General features: G+C 59.0%; 18 protein-coding genes. 6 read left to right on the top strand and 12 right to left on the bottom strand.

Features of this window, described 5'->3' with window-relative positions; translation table 11 throughout:
* Positions 1-89: 89 nt before the first annotated feature.
* The 5 genes from E1958_RS16785 to E1958_RS16765 all read right to left on the bottom strand — a co-directional run bounded on the left by E1958_RS16785 (position 90) and on the right by E1958_RS16765 (position 4,405).
* On the bottom strand, positions 90-941 hold the full coding sequence (locus tag E1958_RS16785) for a HamA C-terminal domain-containing protein (RefSeq protein ID WP_133512893.1): 852 nt from the start codon (positions 939-941) through the stop codon (positions 90-92).
* A gap of 251 nt (positions 942-1,192) precedes the next feature.
* Positions 1,193-2,008 carry a 4-hydroxy-tetrahydrodipicolinate reductase gene (gene dapB, locus E1958_RS16780; protein WP_133512892.1) on the bottom strand — a complete coding sequence of 272 codons (816 nt, stop codon included), beginning with the start codon at positions 2,006-2,008 and terminating at the stop codon, positions 1,193-1,195.
* Entirely contained in the window at positions 2,005-2,667 is a 663-nt protein-coding gene (locus E1958_RS16775) for a hypothetical protein (RefSeq protein WP_207787945.1), read from the bottom strand. Before E1958_RS16775 ends, dapB begins: the two co-directional genes overlap by 4 nt.
* On the bottom strand, positions 2,667-3,305 hold the full coding sequence (locus E1958_RS16770; RefSeq protein WP_133512891.1) for an AAA family ATPase: 639 nt from the start codon (positions 3,303-3,305) through the stop codon (positions 2,667-2,669). Before E1958_RS16770 ends, E1958_RS16775 begins: the two co-directional genes overlap by 1 nt.
* A gap of 11 nt (positions 3,306-3,316) precedes the next feature.
* Positions 3,317-4,405 (bottom strand): AAA family ATPase, encoded by a 1,089-nt coding sequence (locus E1958_RS16765; protein ID WP_133512890.1) that lies wholly within the window; start codon positions 4,403-4,405, stop codon positions 3,317-3,319.
* A gap of 109 nt (positions 4,406-4,514) precedes the next feature.
* Between E1958_RS16765 and dusA the strand changes: the two genes are divergently transcribed.
* Positions 4,515-5,501 carry a tRNA dihydrouridine(20/20a) synthase DusA gene (gene dusA / locus E1958_RS16760; RefSeq protein WP_133512889.1) on the top strand — a complete coding sequence of 329 codons (987 nt, stop codon included), beginning with the start codon at positions 4,515-4,517 and terminating at the stop codon, positions 5,499-5,501.
* Positions 5,502-5,514: 13 nt separating this feature from the next.
* Here dusA and E1958_RS16755 read toward each other — a convergent pair whose 3' ends face one another.
* A complete protein-coding gene (locus tag E1958_RS16755) occupies positions 5,515-6,159 on the bottom strand; it encodes a hypothetical protein (RefSeq protein WP_208108612.1) in 645 nt (214 codons plus the stop codon).
* Between the two features lie 1,403 nt (positions 6,160-7,562).
* Between E1958_RS16755 and E1958_RS16745 the strand changes: the two genes are divergently transcribed.
* The gene (locus tag E1958_RS16745; protein WP_089725162.1) at positions 7,563-7,763 is read left to right on the top strand and encodes a YgaP family membrane protein; all 201 of its coding nucleotides are present in this window, start codon (positions 7,563-7,565) and stop codon (positions 7,761-7,763) included.
* Positions 7,764-8,059: 296 nt separating this feature from the next.
* Here E1958_RS16745 and E1958_RS16740 read toward each other — a convergent pair whose 3' ends face one another.
* The 4 genes from E1958_RS16740 to E1958_RS16720 all read right to left on the bottom strand — a co-directional run bounded on the left by E1958_RS16740 (position 8,060) and on the right by E1958_RS16720 (position 12,370).
* Positions 8,060-8,329, bottom strand: a complete 270-nt coding sequence (locus E1958_RS16740) for an oxidative damage protection protein (protein ID WP_133512887.1) — start codon at positions 8,327-8,329, stop codon at positions 8,060-8,062.
* Positions 8,329-9,405, bottom strand: a complete 1,077-nt coding sequence (gene mutY, locus E1958_RS16735) for an A/G-specific adenine glycosylase (RefSeq protein WP_133512886.1) — start codon at positions 9,403-9,405, stop codon at positions 8,329-8,331. Before mutY ends, E1958_RS16740 begins: the two co-directional genes overlap by 1 nt.
* Before the next feature lie 135 nt (positions 9,406-9,540).
* Positions 9,541-9,729, bottom strand: a complete 189-nt coding sequence (locus E1958_RS16725; protein ID WP_133512884.1) for a hypothetical protein — start codon at positions 9,727-9,729, stop codon at positions 9,541-9,543.
* 223 nt (positions 9,730-9,952) lie between these two features.
* A complete protein-coding gene (locus E1958_RS16720) occupies positions 9,953-12,370 on the bottom strand; it encodes an AsmA family protein (protein ID WP_133512883.1) in 2,418 nt (805 codons plus the stop codon).
* Between the two features lie 603 nt (positions 12,371-12,973).
* Here E1958_RS16720 and E1958_RS16715 point away from each other — a divergent pair.
* Positions 12,974-13,690 (top strand): toll/interleukin-1 receptor domain-containing protein, encoded by a 717-nt coding sequence (locus E1958_RS16715; protein ID WP_133512882.1) that lies wholly within the window; start codon positions 12,974-12,976, stop codon positions 13,688-13,690.
* Positions 13,647-14,024 carry a type II toxin-antitoxin system PemK/MazF family toxin gene (locus E1958_RS16710; protein WP_133512881.1) on the top strand — a complete coding sequence of 126 codons (378 nt, stop codon included), beginning with the start codon at positions 13,647-13,649 and terminating at the stop codon, positions 14,022-14,024. Before E1958_RS16715 ends, E1958_RS16710 begins: the two co-directional genes overlap by 44 nt.
* Positions 14,025-14,083: 59 nt before the next feature.
* Here E1958_RS16710 and aat read toward each other — a convergent pair whose 3' ends face one another.
* Both aat and E1958_RS16700 read right to left on the bottom strand, forming a co-directional pair.
* Positions 14,084-14,833, bottom strand: coding sequence for a leucyl/phenylalanyl-tRNA--protein transferase (aat, locus tag E1958_RS16705; RefSeq protein WP_133512880.1), 750 nt, complete (start codon positions 14,831-14,833; stop codon positions 14,084-14,086).
* Between the two features lie 274 nt (positions 14,834-15,107).
* Entirely contained in the window at positions 15,108-16,055 is a 948-nt protein-coding gene (locus E1958_RS16700) for a transposase (RefSeq protein ID WP_166664683.1), read from the bottom strand.
* Between the two features lie 130 nt (positions 16,056-16,185).
* On the opposite strand from E1958_RS16700, the gene lolA reads away from it, so the two are divergent.
* The gene (gene lolA / locus E1958_RS16695) at positions 16,186-16,869 is read left to right on the top strand and encodes an outer membrane lipoprotein periplasmic chaperone LolA (RefSeq protein WP_133512878.1); all 684 of its coding nucleotides are present in this window, start codon (positions 16,186-16,188) and stop codon (positions 16,867-16,869) included.
* Positions 16,870-16,941: 72 nt separating this feature from the next.
* Positions 16,942-18,300 carry a replication-associated recombination protein A gene (locus E1958_RS16690; RefSeq protein ID WP_133512877.1) on the top strand — a complete coding sequence of 453 codons (1,359 nt, stop codon included), beginning with the start codon at positions 16,942-16,944 and terminating at the stop codon, positions 18,298-18,300.
* Positions 18,301-18,525: the final 225 nt, after the last annotated feature.

The following is an 18,525-nucleotide window of genomic DNA, read 5'->3' as shown; positions in this document are numbered from 1 at the left end:
TAGATCACAAATTGCTTTTGCAATTTGAAACGGCCGCTCAGGAATTGAATCCGGAGACTTCAGAATATCTCGAAGTTGATCGATGTTCATTATATATGCTTCCATGCATTGAGCTTATCGTCCAGACACGTTATAAGCTTTTCTTTCCTTTCTAACGGAACCAATATAAGATGTATAATGATTTCATTTGGTAATCCGGAGTCTAAGAATATTTTGTAGTGTTTTCCAAACTCGGCTTTAAGATGATTAGTATAATCATCGCATACGGAATTATGTTCACCAACCGTTCTACTCTCGTATGTTAGAAGGACGGGAATACACGCACGCTTAAAGACTTCATCGAGTGTAGTATTTCGATGGATCAAACGAAGTAGTTCTTCTGCGTGGGGCCATTTTTTATCAATTTTATTGCTTATTAGCGCAAATTCTTGTCGTAGGTAGTCGGTATCAGTATGTAATCTAAGTTCTTTTATAACATCACGAATGGCAGCATTTATATCTTTATAAAATTTAACCTCGCCGATCCATAACTCAAGCCCCTCATCAGTATCGACGACATGAACTGCATCGAATCCTTTAATGGTATCGTTAGCAGAGTCTTTGTAATATATCTTTGAAATAGCAGGAATTGAGTTAAATACTTGACGGATAACCGAATGAAGTAAGATCTCACCAAACTCACCACGGTTCTTAAACTTGCCCGTATTGTAGATAATCTTTGCCGCCTTTCTGAACAATGAAACAGCGTTTGCATGATTCATTTCCTCCAGTTCATCATAGGTCAATGAGAACTCGGGAAGCCATTCCATCAAGTGGTCAGCAAATTGAGTATATCGCCATTGACCACGTTCGTATCCAACAGACAAACCGCATAGTCTTGGTTCAGAACCCAAATCATGGACAACAACATCAAGAAACGGATCTGGTGTTGGTAGATTCACTATAGGGCACCTTGAAAAATGGGTATTTTTACTGACTACAACGATTCTAACCCATTGATCATTAACACGTATAGTGGACAGAACTTGTATTTTTCAAGGTGTCCTGTAGTCATCCTCCTTTTACACAGATTTTCACAGATGAAAAACGAAATAATCTGCGAAAATCTGTGCAATCTGTGGATAAAACATCGGATGTCGGAATTCCCTCCGTCACCCGCAACCTGCGCGGGTGAGTACCCGATAGGACCGATTCAACACTCGCGCAGCCCAAGCACATCCTGCATGTCGTAGAGCCCTTGCTGCTTGTCGGCGATCCAGCGTGCTGCCCGGGTCGCTCCGCCGGCGAAGGTCATGCGGCTGGAGGCCTGGTGGGCGATCTCTACCCGTTCTCCCTCCGCGGCGAACCAGACCGTATGCTCACCCACCACATCGCCGGCGCGGATGGTCTCGAAGCCAATGGTCTCGCGCTTCCGCGCTCCGGTGTGTCCCTCTCGGCCGTAGACGGCGACCTGTTGCAAGTCCCTGCCCAGGGCCTGGGCGATGACCTCTCCCATGCGGATCGCGGTGCCGGAGGGGGCATCCACCTTGTGGCGGTGGTGGGCCTCGATGATCTCGATATCGACCTGGTCCCCGAGCACCCGAGCGGCGACGTCCAGCAGCTTCAGGCATAGGTTGACGCCGACGCTCATGTTGGGGGCGCAGACGATGCCGATCGCGGCCCCCGCTTCGGCGATGGCCCGGCGCTGATCGGGGGTAAACCCCGTGGTCCCGATGACCATCCGCTTCCCGGCGCGCCGGCACAGCTCGAGATGCTGTAGGGTAGCGACGGGGGTCGTGAAGTCGATAAGCACGTCGAAGCCCGTGAGCAGGGGTTCCGGATCCGGGCGTACTTCTATGCCGAGGCGCCCGATGCCGGCCAGCTCACCGGCATCCGCCCCCAGCAGGCTACTGCCCGGTTGCTCGGTGGCGACGCCGAGGGTCAGGCCCTCGGCCTGGGTAACCGCCCGGATCAGGGCACGTCCCATCCGCCCCCCGGCCCCGGCGACCGCGATTCTGATCTTCGTCATTGTTTTCTCCTCCGGTCGATCGTGGGTACCGCATCCAAACAGTCCCGCAAGGTCGTGAGCGTCTCATTCTCGGCGTGCCGAAAGGCCGTCAGTCTGCGCAGGGGGCTATAGTCCTCGATCAGCTCCCCGAGTCGCCTGACCTGCCGACCGGGATTGAACTTTTTGCGCTTTCGCCCCGTGAGCTCGCTTGCTTTGAGCAGCAAATCATAGAGCATCCGTTTGGGATCCGGGATCTGCTCCAGCGTATCAATGGCCGGCATTGTGAGGCTCACTCCGCTACGGGGATTGCCGGCCGCACACCGTAAGGCCGGTTCATCGATCAGGAACCAGGCCTCCTGCATCCGGACCGGGACGACCGGGACCTGTGGGTCCGAAAGCCCGACTACGGCATCTTCGATCTCGGCAACGCGCCCTTCCAAGGATTCTCCCTCCGCGTCCCGGTGGATGAAGAGTACATCGCACGGATAGAAATCCAGTGCCGCTTCGATACGGCCACGCAGGTCCTTGGGTGGATTCGGCAAACGGCGCAGATCCGCCCAAGTCCCATTAATTGCAAACCGGAAATGCTGTTGGAGTATCCAGGTGATGGGGTGAATCAGGACGGCATCCGAGCTGCCATCCGTCAGCAACCTGAACTCGAGTCGCTCCATGACCGCCATTACAATGCCAATTTCGGTTGCAAGTCCTCACGATCCATCACGCGTCGGTCGTCCCCTTTACGCTTCGGATTACCTTTCTCAGCGACAGGTTGCAGAAATGCGAGCGCCTTGCCTTTGGCGATGACGGCCATATGCGCTGCTTTCGTTCGCCAGGTATAGGCTACGAAAGAGCTACGAAAGGACACCCCCTTTATCAGGCTACCCTCGACCACTTGTTGCTCCGGTACCGCGAATACCAGGGTGTCGTCCGGGACCTGGCCGACGACGACCGGAGAGTGGGTATTGATGATGACTTGACGCAAGGGGTTGTCGTCGTCGACGGCCAGCCCCGGATCCACGACGATGTCCTGGAGCAGCCTGAGCATGGTCCCCACGCGCTCCGGATGGATCCCGTTTTCCGGCTCCTCCATGCAGATCAGGCCGGTCAGGGTCGGATCGATCTCGATGCTCGCCAGTGCCAGAAACCGCAGGGTCCCGTCGGACAGGGCCTTGGCCGGCAATTCGGTCCCGTAGCGATCCGTCAGCAACAAGGTCAGGAGCTCGCGTTTATCGTCGCGGTCGATACCTACCCGACCGACCTGGTCGATCAGCTCGGACAGCCGGTTTGCAATCCGGGTAAGCCCCTGAAGTATCCCCACATTATTGCAATCTAAAACAACGAGTTATGGAGCGAATGAGCGGCCACGATGCCCTCATGGCTCGTTTCCACGCTCCAGCGTGGGAATGCCGTTGTGGCCGCTCCAGCGGCCAAGGTTTCATGACGCTGGAGCGTCTGGATTTGCTCCCACGCTGGAGCGTGGAAGCCAGAGGCTGATTTGTGGGGATACTTCAGGGTAAGCCCCCGTTCGCTGCTCTCCTCCGGCGCGGAGTGCCCGCCGTCGTCCCGTGCCTGCTCTTGGGACAACCGAAACAGGGTAGCGGGCAGATGGGCGCCGCTCAGGGCCAGTTGGGACGGGGCGTCGAATCCGTCGGGTGCCCGTAGCGCCGCGGGCTCCAGCTGCAGCAGACGCCAGTTGAGCATTTCCCGGCGGGCCAGCACCGCGGTGGGGCTCTCCTGGGCATTGACGGTCGAGAGCACGGTTCGCGGCAGTTTCTCGGCCTGGAAGAGCCGCGTGCGGCCACCGCTGGTCGAGCTGTCCTGGTGCAACTTCACCACGCGGAATTCGCCTTCGTGGATCTCGGTCGAGATGTAGGGACTGGTGCGCCGTCCCTTGACCACCGAATCACGCCACTTCGGCGTATGCCGGAAGGGTAGGTGGGTATGAGCCTCACCCTTCTTGATGTATTCGAGGGTCTCTTCCACCAACTCGATCCGGGGCCTGGAGACGGCTCCTGCCGGCGGTCGATACCGGAGCTCAAGACTATAGACGAGGAAGGTCGTCCTGGCCTCCGCCGGTTGGTCGAGATCATCGCTCCCCGCGGGGGGCACCAGCATCTCCGCCTCGATCTCGAGGGGCAGTAAGACACCGGCCTCCGTTTGCGTGAACAGATGTCGAATGTCGGAGACCAAGCCCTTCTCTCCGCGCACGGCCATCGCCGCATCCATGATCGGCGCATCCATCAGGGCATTCAGGAACAGCATGACGTCGAACAGGTTCGACTTGCCGACGGCATTGGCCCCGGCGATGCAGGTGAAGGGACCGAAGTGGAGATCCACATCAATCAGGTTCTTGAATCCGTTGACGCGCAGCCGGGTCAGCATGGGGAAAAAAGCCTGGTCTTGTAAGTCAGGCCGCATCTTAGCCTAAGATGGGATGACTACAATGGGTTCCAGGGTGAGCGCGCATCGATAACGATAATCGCCAAGGATATGCTTGTGTAAACCGCCGATTCACGCCGTTGAAACGATGAAAACCTCTGCATCCCGGTCCGCTCCGGACCGCCGCCTCAGTGTCGCCCCCATGCTGGACCGGACCGACCGTCACTGTAGATATTTCCTGCGCCTGATCAGCCGGCGCATCCTGCTCTACACGGAGATGGTGACCACCGGCGCCCTGCTCCACGGGGATCGCGACCGCCTGCTGGGCTTGGATCCCGCGGAGCATCCAGTGGCGCTCCAGCTCGGGGGCAGCGATCCGAAGCAGCTGGCCGCCTGTGCCCACATGGCTGAGCAAGCGGGTTTCGATGAGATCAATATGAACCTGGGCTGCCCCTCCGACCGGGTGCAGTCTGGGCGTTTCGGGGCCTGCCTGATGGCCGAGCCGGGATTGGTCGCCGATTGTATCGCGGCCATGCAGGAGGCGGTGTCCGTACCGGTGACGGTCAAGACCCGCATCGGCATCGACGAGCGGGACAGCTACCGGGAACTCCACGACCTGGTCGGCGCGCTGGCGGCGGCCGGCTGCGATGCCGTGATCGTCCACGCCCGCAAGGCTTGGCTGAAGGGCTTAAGTCCCAAGGAGAATCGGGAGATTCCGCCTCTCCGCTACGAGGTGGTACAGCGGCTCAAGGGGGATTTCCCCGCTCTACCCGTGGTTATCAACGGCGGCATTACCACGCTGGCGCAGGCCCGGTCCCTGCTGCGGGGTCTGGATGGGGTCATGATCGGCCGTGCGGCCTACCACAACCCCTGGCTGCTGGCGACGGCGGACCTTGAGATCTTCGGCGACTACCGCCCCCCGCCCAGTCGCCGCCAAGTCCTGGCGGCATACATCGCCTATCTGGAGCGGGAGCTGGCGGCCGGCGTGCCGCTGCATGCCATGACCCGCCACATCCTCGGCCTCTTCCGCGACCGACCGGGGGCGCGGCGTTGGCGGCAGGCTATCAGCGGGCCTGCCCAGCGGCCCGGATGCGACGGCAGCTGGTTGCTGGAGGTGGCCCCGCCGGACCCGTGATCCGACCCTTCTTTCACCGATAACTCAGTGAAAGAAGGCGTGCCATAGGAAGACAATGGCCGCTCCCGCCATTGTCCATAATAAGCTTGGGGAATAGATGGTTCTTCAAGTTTGTAGTAGAGTACCATTTCCTGGACGATTCTTCGATTGTATTACGTCTTTCTTGTCGCCTTTCTTCCAATAGTATTTGCGCTACTTTTTCTATGCTTAGTCGATTATCTTCATACCTTCTCCAAAGGGCAAGCATACCGAGAGCAGGAACCAGGTAATTTTTGACAATTTCCATATTTGTTCCAACATTCTCGCCGAGCCCATGATCGACTGTTTTTGCATGGGCAAGCTGCCGCAAACAATCCCTCTTATCGTTAAGCAAGCGTTCATAAAAGTTATCTTCTACGAGCCGAAGACAAGGTATCGAATCACTTTCGATTTGCTTTTCCAGTTTATCATTCATGCGAAAGCAAATTATCTTACACATATCCAAAACGGCACGTTGAATGTGTCCCTCCATCCTTCTGAGATTTAGTTTTGTCTCGCTATTAGGATATGAAATATAGCGCATGAAATGATCAAGAGCATTTCGATATTCATTCCACACCTGTATGGGCAGCCTAAAAGCAAGTGATTCAAACATAGCTACGAGGTAGCGTGCACTCAACCACTATGCACTAAAGTGCATAGGTTGCCCCCTGGACTGAAAGTCCTAAATCATTCCAGGATAATGTTTCCTGTATCCATATTGGATGGGTGACGGTGATGCTCCAAGTATTCTTGAACCATTTCGTCTGTTACATTCCCTGTTGTCTAAGCACCCTATCCTATCGCCCAAAAATATTTTCCCCAATATCGTTTTTTAGCTCGGGGAATTCGCTTTGAAGAAACGGTATGATTACTGCATCTTTGATCGCTCATTAGCTCATTATAGAATACCTATGTAGCAGCTAAAGCCTTGCACTAAAGTGCATAGTTTTGGACTAGCGTGCTGGGACAATAAAATACAAACGTACTGATTGTTGATAGTCCGCAGGAGACGTAGCAACATGCTGTTCTGCCGCCTCGACAAGTTCCTCTGCGGACGTAAAAAGAAAACGATTTATCTGTGACATGTACTTTTGGTACAACAAAAAACCAACTACCGTAGTGGTTGGTTTAATGGCATACGTTGGCCGAAAAGAACTTAGTCTTTCGGGAGATAGTCCGGACGATCTAAGAGTGTACAACCCTGCGACGGTACCCTTTCATCAATCTCTATAGGCATTGTATCAATCGCGCTATAGATTGCTAATGGCTCTAAATCCTTTAGATCGGTATTCCAAAACGCCTTGGATTTTTCTTCGAGGCTTTTGGGACTGCCGTGTGGATCTGTCATTTGGAAAATCCCCCCGATGTTACCTCTGTTGTTACATTAACGAGTATGATATGCGCTAATCACCTCCACAAATCTTTTCGTGAGCCTCCTATAAGCGGCCCTTTGAGAATCATCTTAGCGATCTCGCTTTCAGAACGGCGATAATACGGATTCTCTGGATCGTCATGCGCTCGAAGCTGACAAATCTGCTGTTTAATCTCATGATCGTCCTCACCGAGACGAATAGTGATGGTTTTTGCCACTGAGTGATACCTGCCAACACGAAGAAGATTGCTTTAATGTGTAGCAGTATACAGCACTGCACAGCAAACTCAACCACTACCAGCTGAAGCTGGTAGGTTGGGCCACTAAAGTGGCCCTCGGCGGACTCAACCGCCGACTGAAGATAATCCATCTGGAAGATGGAGGTTTGTACCTCGATCCGCCTTCGGCGGACTGAAGTTTTTGGAGACAATCAACGATCTTATGCCTGTTTGTCAGCCTGAAGCTAATTTCTGCCTCTTGGATAACGGTTTGCTGCCTTTGACAATCATGCTTTTATAATCAATAGGTTAGTTCTTAGGCAGTCTCTAAGGATTCCACAGCCGGCAAGGAGACGGTCGAGTCGGACAACCGGGCTTGAAAAGAAAACCGAACGACTCAAGATCGAAAAATCCGTCCACCGTTTTCATCAAGCACAGGGGATTGCTATCATGACCATCGAGCGTATCGTTCTGGCCTTTGCCGGTACCGCCATCCTGCTCTCTCTCGGCCTGGCCTACTCTGTCAGTCTCTATTGGCTCTGGTTCACCGCATTCGTGGGCTTCAACCTCCTACAGTCCGCCTTCACCGGATTCTGCCCTTTGGCTATCATCCTCAAGAAGCTCGGACGCAAACCCGGAAACGCATTCTGAACCGGACGCGACCCGCAAAACCGGTAGCCTGGTCGCCGAGTCGAAACCGCAAAGGCGCGGAGCTTTTCGATCCTCCCCGGACCCGAAGAAGCGTGTAGGACGGGGTATAGAACCACGGATGCACACGGATAGACACGGATCGATTTTATCGGTGTTCATCCGTGTCCGTTCGTGGTTCCTTTCCGGTGAGCTCTTTCCGGGGCCGCGACGAGGTAACGAACCAAATCGTGTGTGCCCGCCTCGTCCGAGACATCCAGGATCCGCGAGGCATCACGGTCTTTCTTTGAAGCACGCCATCAAGCTTGCGGCTTGTAGTCCGAGGGTGGCTCGGAGCCTGTACCGAAGAGGAATTTCTCCATTTCCCCTTCGAGAAAACGTCGGGCCTTGGGCTCCATGGGGCTGAGGCGGTACTCGTTGATGAGCATCGTCTGCTGACGCAACCAATCCTGCCAGGCCTGCTGGGAGATATTGTCGAAGATGCGCTTGCCGAGATCGCCCGGATAGGGTTGCCGATCGAGGCCTTCCGCCTCCCGCTGAAGCCTGCTGCATTGAACCATTCGACTCATTAGGATTCCTCTTTAAGTGTTGGAAGAGTGCCTGTGATCTCCCGCAGGATGCGGGCGACGGGCGCGGCCAAGCCCAGGGCGATCGGCTGCTGCAGGTCACACCAGAACGCCCGATCGCCGTCCGCTATCGCCTGGGGCTCGGATTGCAATTCGACCCGCAGCGGTCTGATGTCCAGAAGAAAGTGGGAGAAGGTATGACGGCGGGCCGGCAGCATTTCAACCCGACGCGGAACCACACCGAGGCGCCGTCGGCACCAGTCGGCCACGTCCTGTCCGGGACCGCACTCAGGTAAGCTCCAGAGCCCGCCCCAGATCCCGGTGGGCGCACGCGGCTCCAGCAGCACTTCTCCGGCCGGGTTGTGCACCACGAGCAACCGTGACTCCCGGACCGGCAAGACGGTTCGCGGCTTCGGCTCCGGAAAGGCGGTCGGCTTGTCTTGCAACAGGGCCGTGCAGCCGTGGGCGAGAGGACAGCAATCGCAACCCGGTTGGCGACGGGTGCAAAGGGTGGCGCCGAGATCCATCATGGCCTGATTGTAGGCACGGGCCCCGGTCCGTGGCGTGCAGGCCTCCGCGAGTTCCCACAAGCGACGCAGCACGGCGCCGTGGCCAGGCCAGCCGGGGACCGCGAAGCACCGGGCCAATACCCGCTTTGCGTTACCGTCCAGGATGGGGTGACGCTGACCGAGGGCGAGGGACAAAATCGCCCCGGCAGTGGAACGCCCGATCCCCGGAAGCCCCTGGACCTGTCGGATGTCATGCGGAAAGCGCCCGCCGTGGTTGGCAAGGATAAGACCTGCGGCCCGATGCAGGTTCCGGGCGCGGGCATAGTAACCGAGACCCGACCACAGGTGCAGGACCTGGTCGAGGTCCGCTGCGGCCAGGTCCGTCACGGCGGGGAAACGGGCCAGAAAGCGCTTGAAGTAGGGGAGGACGACGGCAACCTGGGTCTGCTGGAGCATGATCTCCGAGACCCAGACCCGATAGGGGTTCGGGTCCCGCTGCCAGGGCAGGTCCTTGCGGCCATGCTGCTCGAACCAGGCCAATAAGGGACCTGCTATCCGGTCAGTCTCCACCCGAGCTTATTCCCTTCTGTTGTGATTTTCTTGTGATTCGATCGACCGTGCGAAGTGCATATGTCGTAGAGCCCTGCGCAATGTACCCATAGATGGTATCCAAGTGCTCCTCTGCTGTTTCCGTCCAATGAACTTTCATTCAGGAAGCTCGTATTTTCCTCTGATTTCTTTTACATCCTTGGTTCTGCCCGCATTGCTGTCTTCCAGTTCCCGCTCAATGGCTTCACGCACATAAATTTCGTGCATCAAGTCATCCCATGTTGCATCGGCCGCTAGTTGATCGACCAGTCTATAAGCATCTTTTTTTCTGACTAGGGTAGACATCTGTGTGTCTCCTCCTGGTAGGATTCCGGGGACAGGATACTTAGAAGCTGTCCGGTTAGGGGTATGATAAAGGTAAGGATCAACGCCCGGGTAGTGGTTAAGCCCTATCGGCGGGTTGCGCGGCCCCGACGCACCGGGATGACCGCAGCTGCGCGAGGGGCCGCTTACCCGCCCTACGTGCTTCCGCAAAACCCATAGGCAAGGGGTATGACAAAGGCCAGGATCAGCGCCCGAACAGGCTCTTCAGGCCCTGGCCCAATCCTTTGATTCCGGTGCGCTCTTCCAGGGATTGGAACAGCTCCTCGCCCTGTTCGCCGAGTCTGCGTTTGGCCGCCGTGCCCAGCACGCTACCCAGGTCCAGATCCCAGCGGGGGTAATCGAAGGACCCCGTCAGATGCACGGGAATGGGGATCCCTTCCAGTTCCTTGATACCACGACCCTGCGGCGGCTTGACGAACATAGGCTCGAAGCGGTAATCGATGCGCCCCTGGACGAGATCGAGGGTACCGGCGCCGGTGATGCGAAGATGGTCCGCGGTCGCGACCAAATCCCGGTTGCTCAGGACCCCGTTCCGGACCTCGGCACTGGCGCGCAGGTCCGTAAATTCGGTCTGCATCGGCAAATCCTCCGGCGCCGCTGCGCCCGACAGCCGGGCATTTGCTTCCCGGATCAATCGCTCCAGGTTGACGCCTTTGATCACACCATGTGGGAAGCGGATCGCCAGGGTGCCGGCAAGGCTGCGCCGGAGTGCGTCCGCGCTGCGGCCGGTGGCGGCCAGGTCGGCGGTAATCTCGCCCCGCCCGCTCACCCGGTCGCCCCAGGGCAGGTCCGCGAGCAAGCGACCGGACTCGACCTCCTCCGCGCGCTGGACCAACGCAACCCTGGGCTCGGTACCCCTGATGTCCAGGGCTAGTCTGCCCGCCAAGCTGCCCTCACAGAAGCGCTGTACCCGATTGGCGACCTCCAGGCTCCCATCCTTGGCCCGAATCTCCAGATCGGTATCACCGAATCGAAGCCGGGCCAGTTCGAGCTCGCCGATGCGTAGGCGGCCTTCCAGATCCAGGTTGCCGATGGGTCCCGCGATAGCCGGAGCGCTCGCCGGTCCGGGTGTAGGGGCCGACGGCAAAGGCGGTTGCTGGTCTTTCGCTCCCGGATTCGCCGCTCCGGGCATGGGGGCCGATACCGCCGGGGGCTGGCCCGAGACAGGGGCCACCGCTGCGGTCGCCTTACCCGTGTCGGGTCCCGCGGGCGTGGCGGTAGACTCGTCCACCGGTGCTCGCTGTTGTGATACCTGCCCCGGCTGCGCCGATGTTTGCTCGCTAGGGGGCAGATAGGCATCCAGGTCGAGCCGATCGGCCACCAGGTCGAACCGAGAACCCAGGGGGCTGGTCGAGACCTGCTCGATCTCTCCGGTAAGCTTCGTCTCATCGACGCCCAGCACCAGATCCGACACCCCGAGCCGTCCGTTCTCCAGGTGCCAGCGGGCATCCAGGGAGCAGCGCCGGAAGGTCTCCGGATCCGCTGTTCGTGGTAACGGCAGACCCTGGTGCGTCAGCCAGGCCCGTAGATCGAACGCATCGACCCTCAGGTCACCGGTGAACACCGGGGTGGACAGCAGCGTCTGTCCCAGCAACCTGCCGCTTGCCGATAGGGCCCCGGAACGGATCGCAAGCTCGGTGACCTGGAGGCGCTCGGTACTCAGATCCAGATCCAAACCTGCATTGACCCTGGCCTCGACGCGGCCTTCGGACAGGGCTGCGCCGAAGATCCGGACCTCGAGGGCTACTTGGTCGGCCAGATAGTGCCCGGTATCGAGGTCCGCATCCACCCCGGTACGCAATAGAAAATCCGCGGCCAGGTCACGATCCAGGCCGAATCCTTCCAGCCGCATCAGTAGTGGCTCCAGCCGTATCGGCTGCGAGCCGTCGCCGATCCGGAGGTTACCCTCGGCGTGCACAGCGGCGGGCCGGCCCTCGCCGCCGGTACGCATCGAGCCGGTCACGCGCCAGGCCACAGGTCGGTCAGGTGCGACAGGTCTCGCCCTGGCCTCCAGGCTATCGAACTCCAGCCGCTGCCCGGACCGGCGATCATCCCAGGTTACCTGGGCATCCGAGAGCTCGACCTGGCCGATAGGGGGCCAATCGGTTGCGGGATCGGCCTCGGCGGCCCAGGCGTCGAAGGGGCCCGGCGAGCGCGATGGCCCTGCCAGGCTCCAGGGTCCGAGCGTCCGGCCCGCCCCCCTCGGTACTGGTGGGACCTGACCGGCATCCCAGTTCGCACGCCCCTGCCCGTCGCGGATCAGATGCAGGCGCAGCCCCTCCACGCGCACCCGGGCCAATTCGAGCCGTCCCGCAAGCAGGGGCGCCCAGCGCGGATAAAGCCGCACCAGATCGATCTCGGCCAGGGCCGGCAGGCCATCGAGCGCCCCAGGCACCGACGCCTGCCTGATCTCCAGGACCGGCTTGGGAAACAGCGCGACCCGCAGGTCCCCCGCGATGACCAGTTCGTGACCGGTAGCCGCCGTGAATTCGGTCCGAATGTCGTCCTTGTAGGCATTGAGGTCGACCGCGTAGGCAGCAACGACCAGAGTGGCAACCGAGAGCAACAAGAGGACGGCGAGGAATTTCAGTAGCTTGTTCATACGTGATGTAGATACCCGTCAGGAACAGGGATACGCAAAGGGACCGTACACCTGAGGCCGCAAGGCGAAGCAAAATGGTACGCCCTTTCGGTGCACTTTGTATCTTTGCGGTTCAAACGACCAGGGCTACCGAATAATAAATTTATTAAAATCAATAAATTCAAACTGTTATGGATCAAACATAACAGTAGGCTTTAATTATAAGTTATTGATTTTAAAGGTCATTCGGTTGCCCTGTTCAAACGACTCTGCGGCCAACAACCATAGCCTCATTGCAGCCCAATGCCATTAGGTTAGCTGATGACCGCTTGTCGTGGTCGGTCAGGATGCGGAAGAGAAAACGACGAAGTGCGCGAATCAGCGCGAACAAGATCCCTCCCTTCGGTTCGGGATGACAATTTCGCGCGGATTCGCGTGAGTCGTCGTTTTTCCTCTTTTTCGCTGACCGGTAACGCTTAACTTAATGGCATTGCATTGCAGCCAGGTAAACTGGGCGACTGGAAGCCGGAAGTTTATCCGGGCTTGCCCGGTTGCTCGTGGCCCAGGCAAAGACCGCGGTACTGTCGGCGATGTATATTCCGCCGGAACCAAGAGGGGAGCAACATGCCAGATCGAATCTTCATCAACTACAGCCGTACGGATCAGGAATACTCCGATGCCTTCTATAAGCACCTACGCGTGGCCTTGGGGAGCGATGAGCGCCTGGAGATCTGGGCAGATACCGAAATTGAGGCGAGCGCTGACTGGGACCGGGAGATAGAAACCACCTTAGAGCAGATCCGCGTCGCAGTTCTGTTGGTCTCGACCGATTTCCTGGACTCGGAGTGTATCCGAGAGCGGGAGCTTCCACTCTTGCTGCGCCGCCGGTTGCAGGAAAAACTGATTCTCACCCCCCTCTTCGTCAGGCCCAGTGTCGTTGACGAATGGGAGTTCCCGGTCCAGATCCCCGGTCAGGACAGTCCTCAGCAGATACGGATCACCCAATTCCAAGGACTCAACACCCCTGGTAATCCGCTCAGTCGGCTGCCCGAATCTGATCGAGAGATCGTCCTTCTCCACGCCGCCCGGACCGTGCGTGATTTGGCATTGCGTCCGTACCAGCCGGGCGACCGTGACCGGCAGCCTTTCCAGCCGCTGATCGATACCGACATCACTCCCCTGGAGAAGGCTGATGTGATGATCTCCAATGCGACCTCCAGTGGCCGGCCGATCGTTGGGCTTGGCTGGTCGAACGAAGAAGCATTGGAAACCCGGATGCGCCTGCGGACTTTTGAGGATGATTGGGATGCGCCAGGGATGGAGGTATACGACGAATTGTAGGCGCGGCGATGTCATTCTTGTTCGTTTCCCAAACTCGGATTTGAAGACGTACAAGAAACGGCCAGCCCTGGTTGTGCAAGCGGATGGGTTAAACACTGCCTTGGGGCAACGGATTGCCACCTTGATCACATCCAATCTCGCAAGGACGGGTCAGACCAGAGTCTTGGTGCAAAAGGATAGCGATCTTGGAAAATGTATGGGGCTCCGTATGGATTCTGTCGTGGTAACGGACAATCTGGTGACGGTGCTGGAACGGGAGATGGATAAGGTGATTGGAAAATGCGGGGAAATGGGCCTGGTAGAGAATGCGTTGCGAACGACTTTGGCCTTATGAGCACATGCCGTCGGGATGCTCAAAATGTGCCCACCACCGCCGTGCTCGACGCTCCTAAATCACGATCCGGCCACGCCGCTTATGGGCTTATCGCCGGGGGCGAGCGGTAGACTGATTCGCCCGTCATCCCAGCTCCCAGGCCGGTCGGGGCGGGAACACCAGCGCTCGAGCAAACGGACGAAGTCGGCCCGGGGTATCTGCTCCGCACCCATGCGGATGAGGTGGGCGGTCAATGCTTGGCAATCGATGAGGCGGAAACCCCGCTCCGCGAGTCTCCCGCACAGATGGACGAGGGCCACCTTGGAGGCGTCGCTGATGCGGGTGAACATGGATTCGCCGAAGAACACCCGGCCAAGGGCCACCCCGTAGAGTCCTCCGGCCAGCGCGCCGTCCTGCCAGATCTCGACGGAGTGGGCGAACCCTCGGCGATGAAGCCTCCGATAAGCAGCGATCATCTCGGGTACCAACCAGGTACCGCCGCTCCCGGCGCGGGGTTGGGCACAGGCGGTGATAACAGCGTCGAAATCCCGGTCCATGGTGGCGCCGAAACGGTCCTTGCGTAGGGTCTTGCGCAGGGTTCTGGAAATTCGGAGCCGCTCCGGGAAGAGAGTGGTCCTAGGGTCGGGAGACCACCAGAGGATGGGATCGCCGGCACCGAACCAGGGAAAGATACCGCGCCGATAGGCGTTAACCAGTCGCGTCACGCTCAGATCTCCGCCTACCGCGAGGAGACCGTCCGGCTCCCGCTCCGCCGTTTCCGCGTCCGGAAAGGGTGCCTGGGGGTTCCTGGGATCAAGGAGGTAAAGCATTGCAAGCGGCAGCACGTACCGGGACGAACAGGATGATCCTCACGGAAAAGTTATCCGCAAATCAACGCAAATGGGCACAATGAGATGAAGGACCGTCGATCATGGTGAGCCGATTCCGACCGATTTGCGTTCATTTGCGGAAAAAATTTCCAATGGAACAACTCAACCGATGTTATTCGGCTGGCTCCCCAGGCTCCAGCGTGGGGAGCCAGCCGAAAATCAATGGGTTAGTTTTTAGACAGCCTCTCAGCCATCCGTTGCTGATGGGTCTCGACTAAGTTGGCGTGCTCACTGCGGTAAATGCTACGCGGGGTGTACCGGAGTCGGGTCGGCACACCGCCTTCAGTAGGCAGTCCCGACACTGACTGGCCGGGTGGCTGTAGCGGGTACGCCGGATGCCGTTCTTGTGATGCGGTTGGCCGCGCGGGGGCAGCAACTCACCGGCGGGGCAGATGTAAACATCATTCGTTTGGTTGTACTGAAAGCGTTTGCCGCTGAGGCGACCTTGGCCCGTGACCGCTTTGTGTTTGTCCGGGATTGGGACGTAGACAGTGGCACCGGCGGCGTCGCAAGCGGCCAACTCGACCTCGCTGTAGTAGCCCGCATCGGCAACCACGGTCAGGCTTTCCACGCCGAGCACCGCCATGGTCTGCTGGCACTGACGGCTGAGCTGGTTTTGATCGTTCCCAGCGTTGGTGACTTCGTGATGCACAATGAGCTGGTGTTTCCCATCGACGCCGCTTTGCACATTGTAGCCGGTGACGTGCTGTTTGCCCTTGTTCAAGGCCCGCGCATCAGGGTCGGTGCGGGAGCGCTGGGTCTCACCACGCTCCTCAAGCTGCTTGCGTTGTGCCTGCTGGCGGGCCTGGTGCGCCTTGAGTTCATCCAACTTGCTCACCAGCGCGGGGTCTTCACCCAACCGGTCGCCGGCCTGGTTTTCCTGCGCGTCGTTGGCATCCAGACACTGGGCGTAAGCGTCCAAATCACGCTCGATCTTCTTGAGTTCGGTTTCCAAACGCTTCTTGGTCTTGATGCTGGCGTCACTGGCGCTGGCCTGGAAAAACGAGCCGTCGATACCGATGGTTTCTCTGCCCAGCAGATCGAGTTCTTGGCACAGCACGATGAAATCACGGTTGGCCGCCCGCAACGCGCTCCCGTTGACCCGTCGAAACTCAGCGCTGGTGCGGTAGCTCGGGACTAATCCCTCCTGCAGCCATTCCAAAAAACCAGGCAGCTCGATCCTGCCGATCACTTTGCCGATGGGGTAGCTGAATAGTTACCGGATGAAAATCATATCTCTTATACTCTAACCAATCCGGTCTCCATCGTTAAGTTGTTGTTGAGCGATTTACATGCAATCGATCCGAAATCCGGTAGCGCCGAAAGGAAACATCCCCTATCTCGCCGTGTCCCTCCGGCCGATAGTCTCCTGGCTGATCCTGCCGGCGCTTCTGCTGTGCGGCCCGGCGCCGGCTGCCACCGGTCCCGAGCGCTTGCAGGACTACCTGAGGGGGCTCAGGTCATTGGTCTCCGACTTCAGGCAGATTACCCTGAATGTCGACGGGGGCCGCATAGTGGAATCGAAGGGCACCTTCTATCTCAGGCGTCCCGGCCAATTTCGATGGGAATACGAGAGTCCGGTCAAACAGATCATCGTCGCCGACGGCAAGCGCGTGTGGCTGCACGATCTGGAGCTGGATCAGGTCTCCCACCAGAGCCAGGCCAAGGCCTTGGGTGGCACGCCGGCCCAGCTGCTGGCGATGGAAGGGCCTGTCGACCGTCACTTCAAGGTGACCCCCTGGGACGCCGGAGACGGGCGCGAATGGGTCGAGTTGCGGCCCAAGGCCAAGGATACCCAGGTGGTGAGGATCCGCATCGGCTTCGCCGGCAAGCGTCTCGACACCTTGCTGATGGACGACAGCTTCGGTCAGCACACGCGCTTCGTCTTTACAGGGACCAAACGTAACCCGAGGCTCGACAAGGACCTGTTCCACTTCGACGCATCCAGTGCCGTCGATTTTCTGCAGATCGATTGATTCTACTTTGTCACATCCGGTCTGACCGGCTGCTTGTGCCGGATTTCGTTCGGAGTGCGCCGGCAATCCGACATGCCGACCCCTGTGCCTAAACCGCTCTTCTCCACTGCGCCCGCGGCACCCCTGGCCGACCGCATGCGGCCGCGCACGCTGGAAGAGATGTGCGGACAGTCCCACCTCCTCGCGCCCGGCAAACCGTTGCGCCGGGCCATCGAGGCGGACCGACCCCATTCCATGGTCTTCTGGGGACCGCCCGGCACCGGAAAGACCACCTTGGCGCGTCTCCTGGCGGCCTATTCGGGGGCCAATTTCCGCAAGCTCTCCGCCGTACTCTCAGGCGTCAAGGACATCCGCGAGGCCGTGGCCGAGGCGCGCAAGGTCTGGGAACGGGAGGGTCGCGGCACCATCCTCTTTATCGACGAGGTACACCGCTTCAACAAGAGTCAACAGGACGCCTTTTTGCCCCATGTGGAAGCGGGGACCCTGATCTTCATCGGCGCTACCACCGAGAACCCTTCCTTCGAGCTCAACAACGCCTTGCTGTCCCGGGCCCGGGTCTATGTACTCAAGCCGTTACGGATCGAAGATCTGGAGCGCGTCATCGACCGGGCCTTGGCCGATCCCGTGCGGGGCCCAGGGGACCGGGGGTTGACCCTGGACCCGAAGCAGCGGCGACTCCTGGCCGAAGCGGCGGACGGAGATGCCCGACGCGCCCTCAATCTGCTGGAGCTGGCGGTGGACTTGACCGACGGCAGCGAGATCGGCGCCGATGTGGTCGCCGAATTGATCGCCGGACAGGTCCGGCGCTTCGACAAAGGCGGCGATGTCTTCTACGACCAAATCTCGGCCTTGCACAAATCGGTACGCGGCTCGGCGCCGGACGCCGCACTCTACTGGCTGGCACGTATGATCGACGGCGGCTGTGATCCCCGCTACATCGCCCGGCGGGTAGTGCGCATGGCCTCCGAAGACATCGGCACTGCCGATCCCCGGGCCCTGGAGTTGGCCCTGAACGCCTGGGAGGTGCAGGAACGCCTCGGCAGTCCCGAGGGCGAGCTCGCCGTCGCCCAGGCAGTCGTCTATCTGGCCTGTGCCGCCAAGAGCAATGCCGTCTACCAGGCCTGGAACGCGGCCTTGGAGGACGCCCGTCGTTCCGGTTCCCTGGAAGTCCCGGTGCACCTGCGCAATGCCCCCACTCGGCTCATGCAGGAGCTGGGATACGGAAAGCGCTACCGCTATGCCCACGACGAGCCGGAGGGCTACGCGGCGGGCGAGAACTACCTCCCGGAGGGCCTGCCCCACCCCAGGTACTATGCGCCTGTGGACCGGGGGCTGGAGATTCGCATCCGCGAGAAGCTCGCACGCCTGCGGGAGCTGGATCGAAGCGCGGGCGAACAGGAGCCGGCACCTGCAGATCGGAAGCAATCCTGAATGATTTGACGCTGTTTGGGAAACCGGACGTGTTGCGTTACGAAGCTCAAAGATCCATAACCGGGAATGACGGACGTGGGTGTCGGGCACGCCGCCGTCCAAAGATGCGGTTCCGCTGCCTGCCCGCCCCCTGTCTGCGTGCGGGACGCACAGGCAGGCGTCCCTGGAGCGGTCGGCAGGCGCTCATCACATCATTGATGCGGTTCGCGCGGGGAAGGCATGCAC

This window comes from Candidatus Thiosymbion oneisti, assembly GCF_004359955.1.
In the GTDB taxonomy this organism is placed as follows: Bacteria; Pseudomonadota; Gammaproteobacteria; order Chromatiales; family Chromatiaceae; genus Thiosymbion; species Thiosymbion oneisti.
This window is presented reverse-complemented; position numbering and strand designations above follow the sequence as displayed.

Excerpts from the sequence above, each read along its gene's own strand:
- lolA (WP_133512878.1), top strand. The coding sequence starts at position 16,186 with ATGCAATCGATCCGAAATCCGGTAGCGCCGAAAGGAAACATCCCCTAT.
- E1958_RS16715 (WP_133512882.1), top strand. The coding sequence starts at position 12,974 with ATGCCAGATCGAATCTTCATCAACTACAGCCGTACGGATCAGGAATAC.
- E1958_RS16775 (WP_207787945.1), bottom strand. The coding sequence starts at position 2,667 with ATGGCGGTCATGGAGCGACTCGAGTTCAGGTTGCTGACGGATGGCAGC.
- E1958_RS16710 (WP_133512881.1), top strand. The coding sequence starts at position 13,647 with ATGATTGGGATGCGCCAGGGATGGAGGTATACGACGAATTGTAGGCGC.
- E1958_RS16745 (WP_089725162.1), top strand. The coding sequence starts at position 7,563 with ATGACCATCGAGCGTATCGTTCTGGCCTTTGCCGGTACCGCCATCCTG.
- dapB (WP_133512892.1), bottom strand. The coding sequence starts at position 2,008 with ATGACGAAGATCAGAATCGCGGTCGCCGGGGCCGGGGGGCGGATGGGA.
- E1958_RS16740 (WP_133512887.1), bottom strand. The coding sequence starts at position 8,329 with ATGAGTCGAATGGTTCAATGCAGCAGGCTTCAGCGGGAGGCGGAAGGC.
- E1958_RS16725 (WP_133512884.1), bottom strand. The coding sequence starts at position 9,729 with ATGTCTACCCTAGTCAGAAAAAAAGATGCTTATAGACTGGTCGATCAA.
- E1958_RS16765 (WP_133512890.1), bottom strand. The coding sequence starts at position 4,405 with ATGCGGCCTGACTTACAAGACCAGGCTTTTTTCCCCATGCTGACCCGG.
- dusA (WP_133512889.1), top strand. The coding sequence starts at position 4,515 with ATGAAAACCTCTGCATCCCGGTCCGCTCCGGACCGCCGCCTCAGTGTC.
- aat (WP_133512880.1), bottom strand. The coding sequence starts at position 14,833 with ATGCTTTACCTCCTTGATCCCAGGAACCCCCAGGCACCCTTTCCGGAC.
- E1958_RS16690 (WP_133512877.1), top strand. The coding sequence starts at position 16,942 with ATGCCGACCCCTGTGCCTAAACCGCTCTTCTCCACTGCGCCCGCGGCA.
- E1958_RS16720 (WP_133512883.1), bottom strand. The coding sequence starts at position 12,370 with ATGAACAAGCTACTGAAATTCCTCGCCGTCCTCTTGTTGCTCTCGGTT.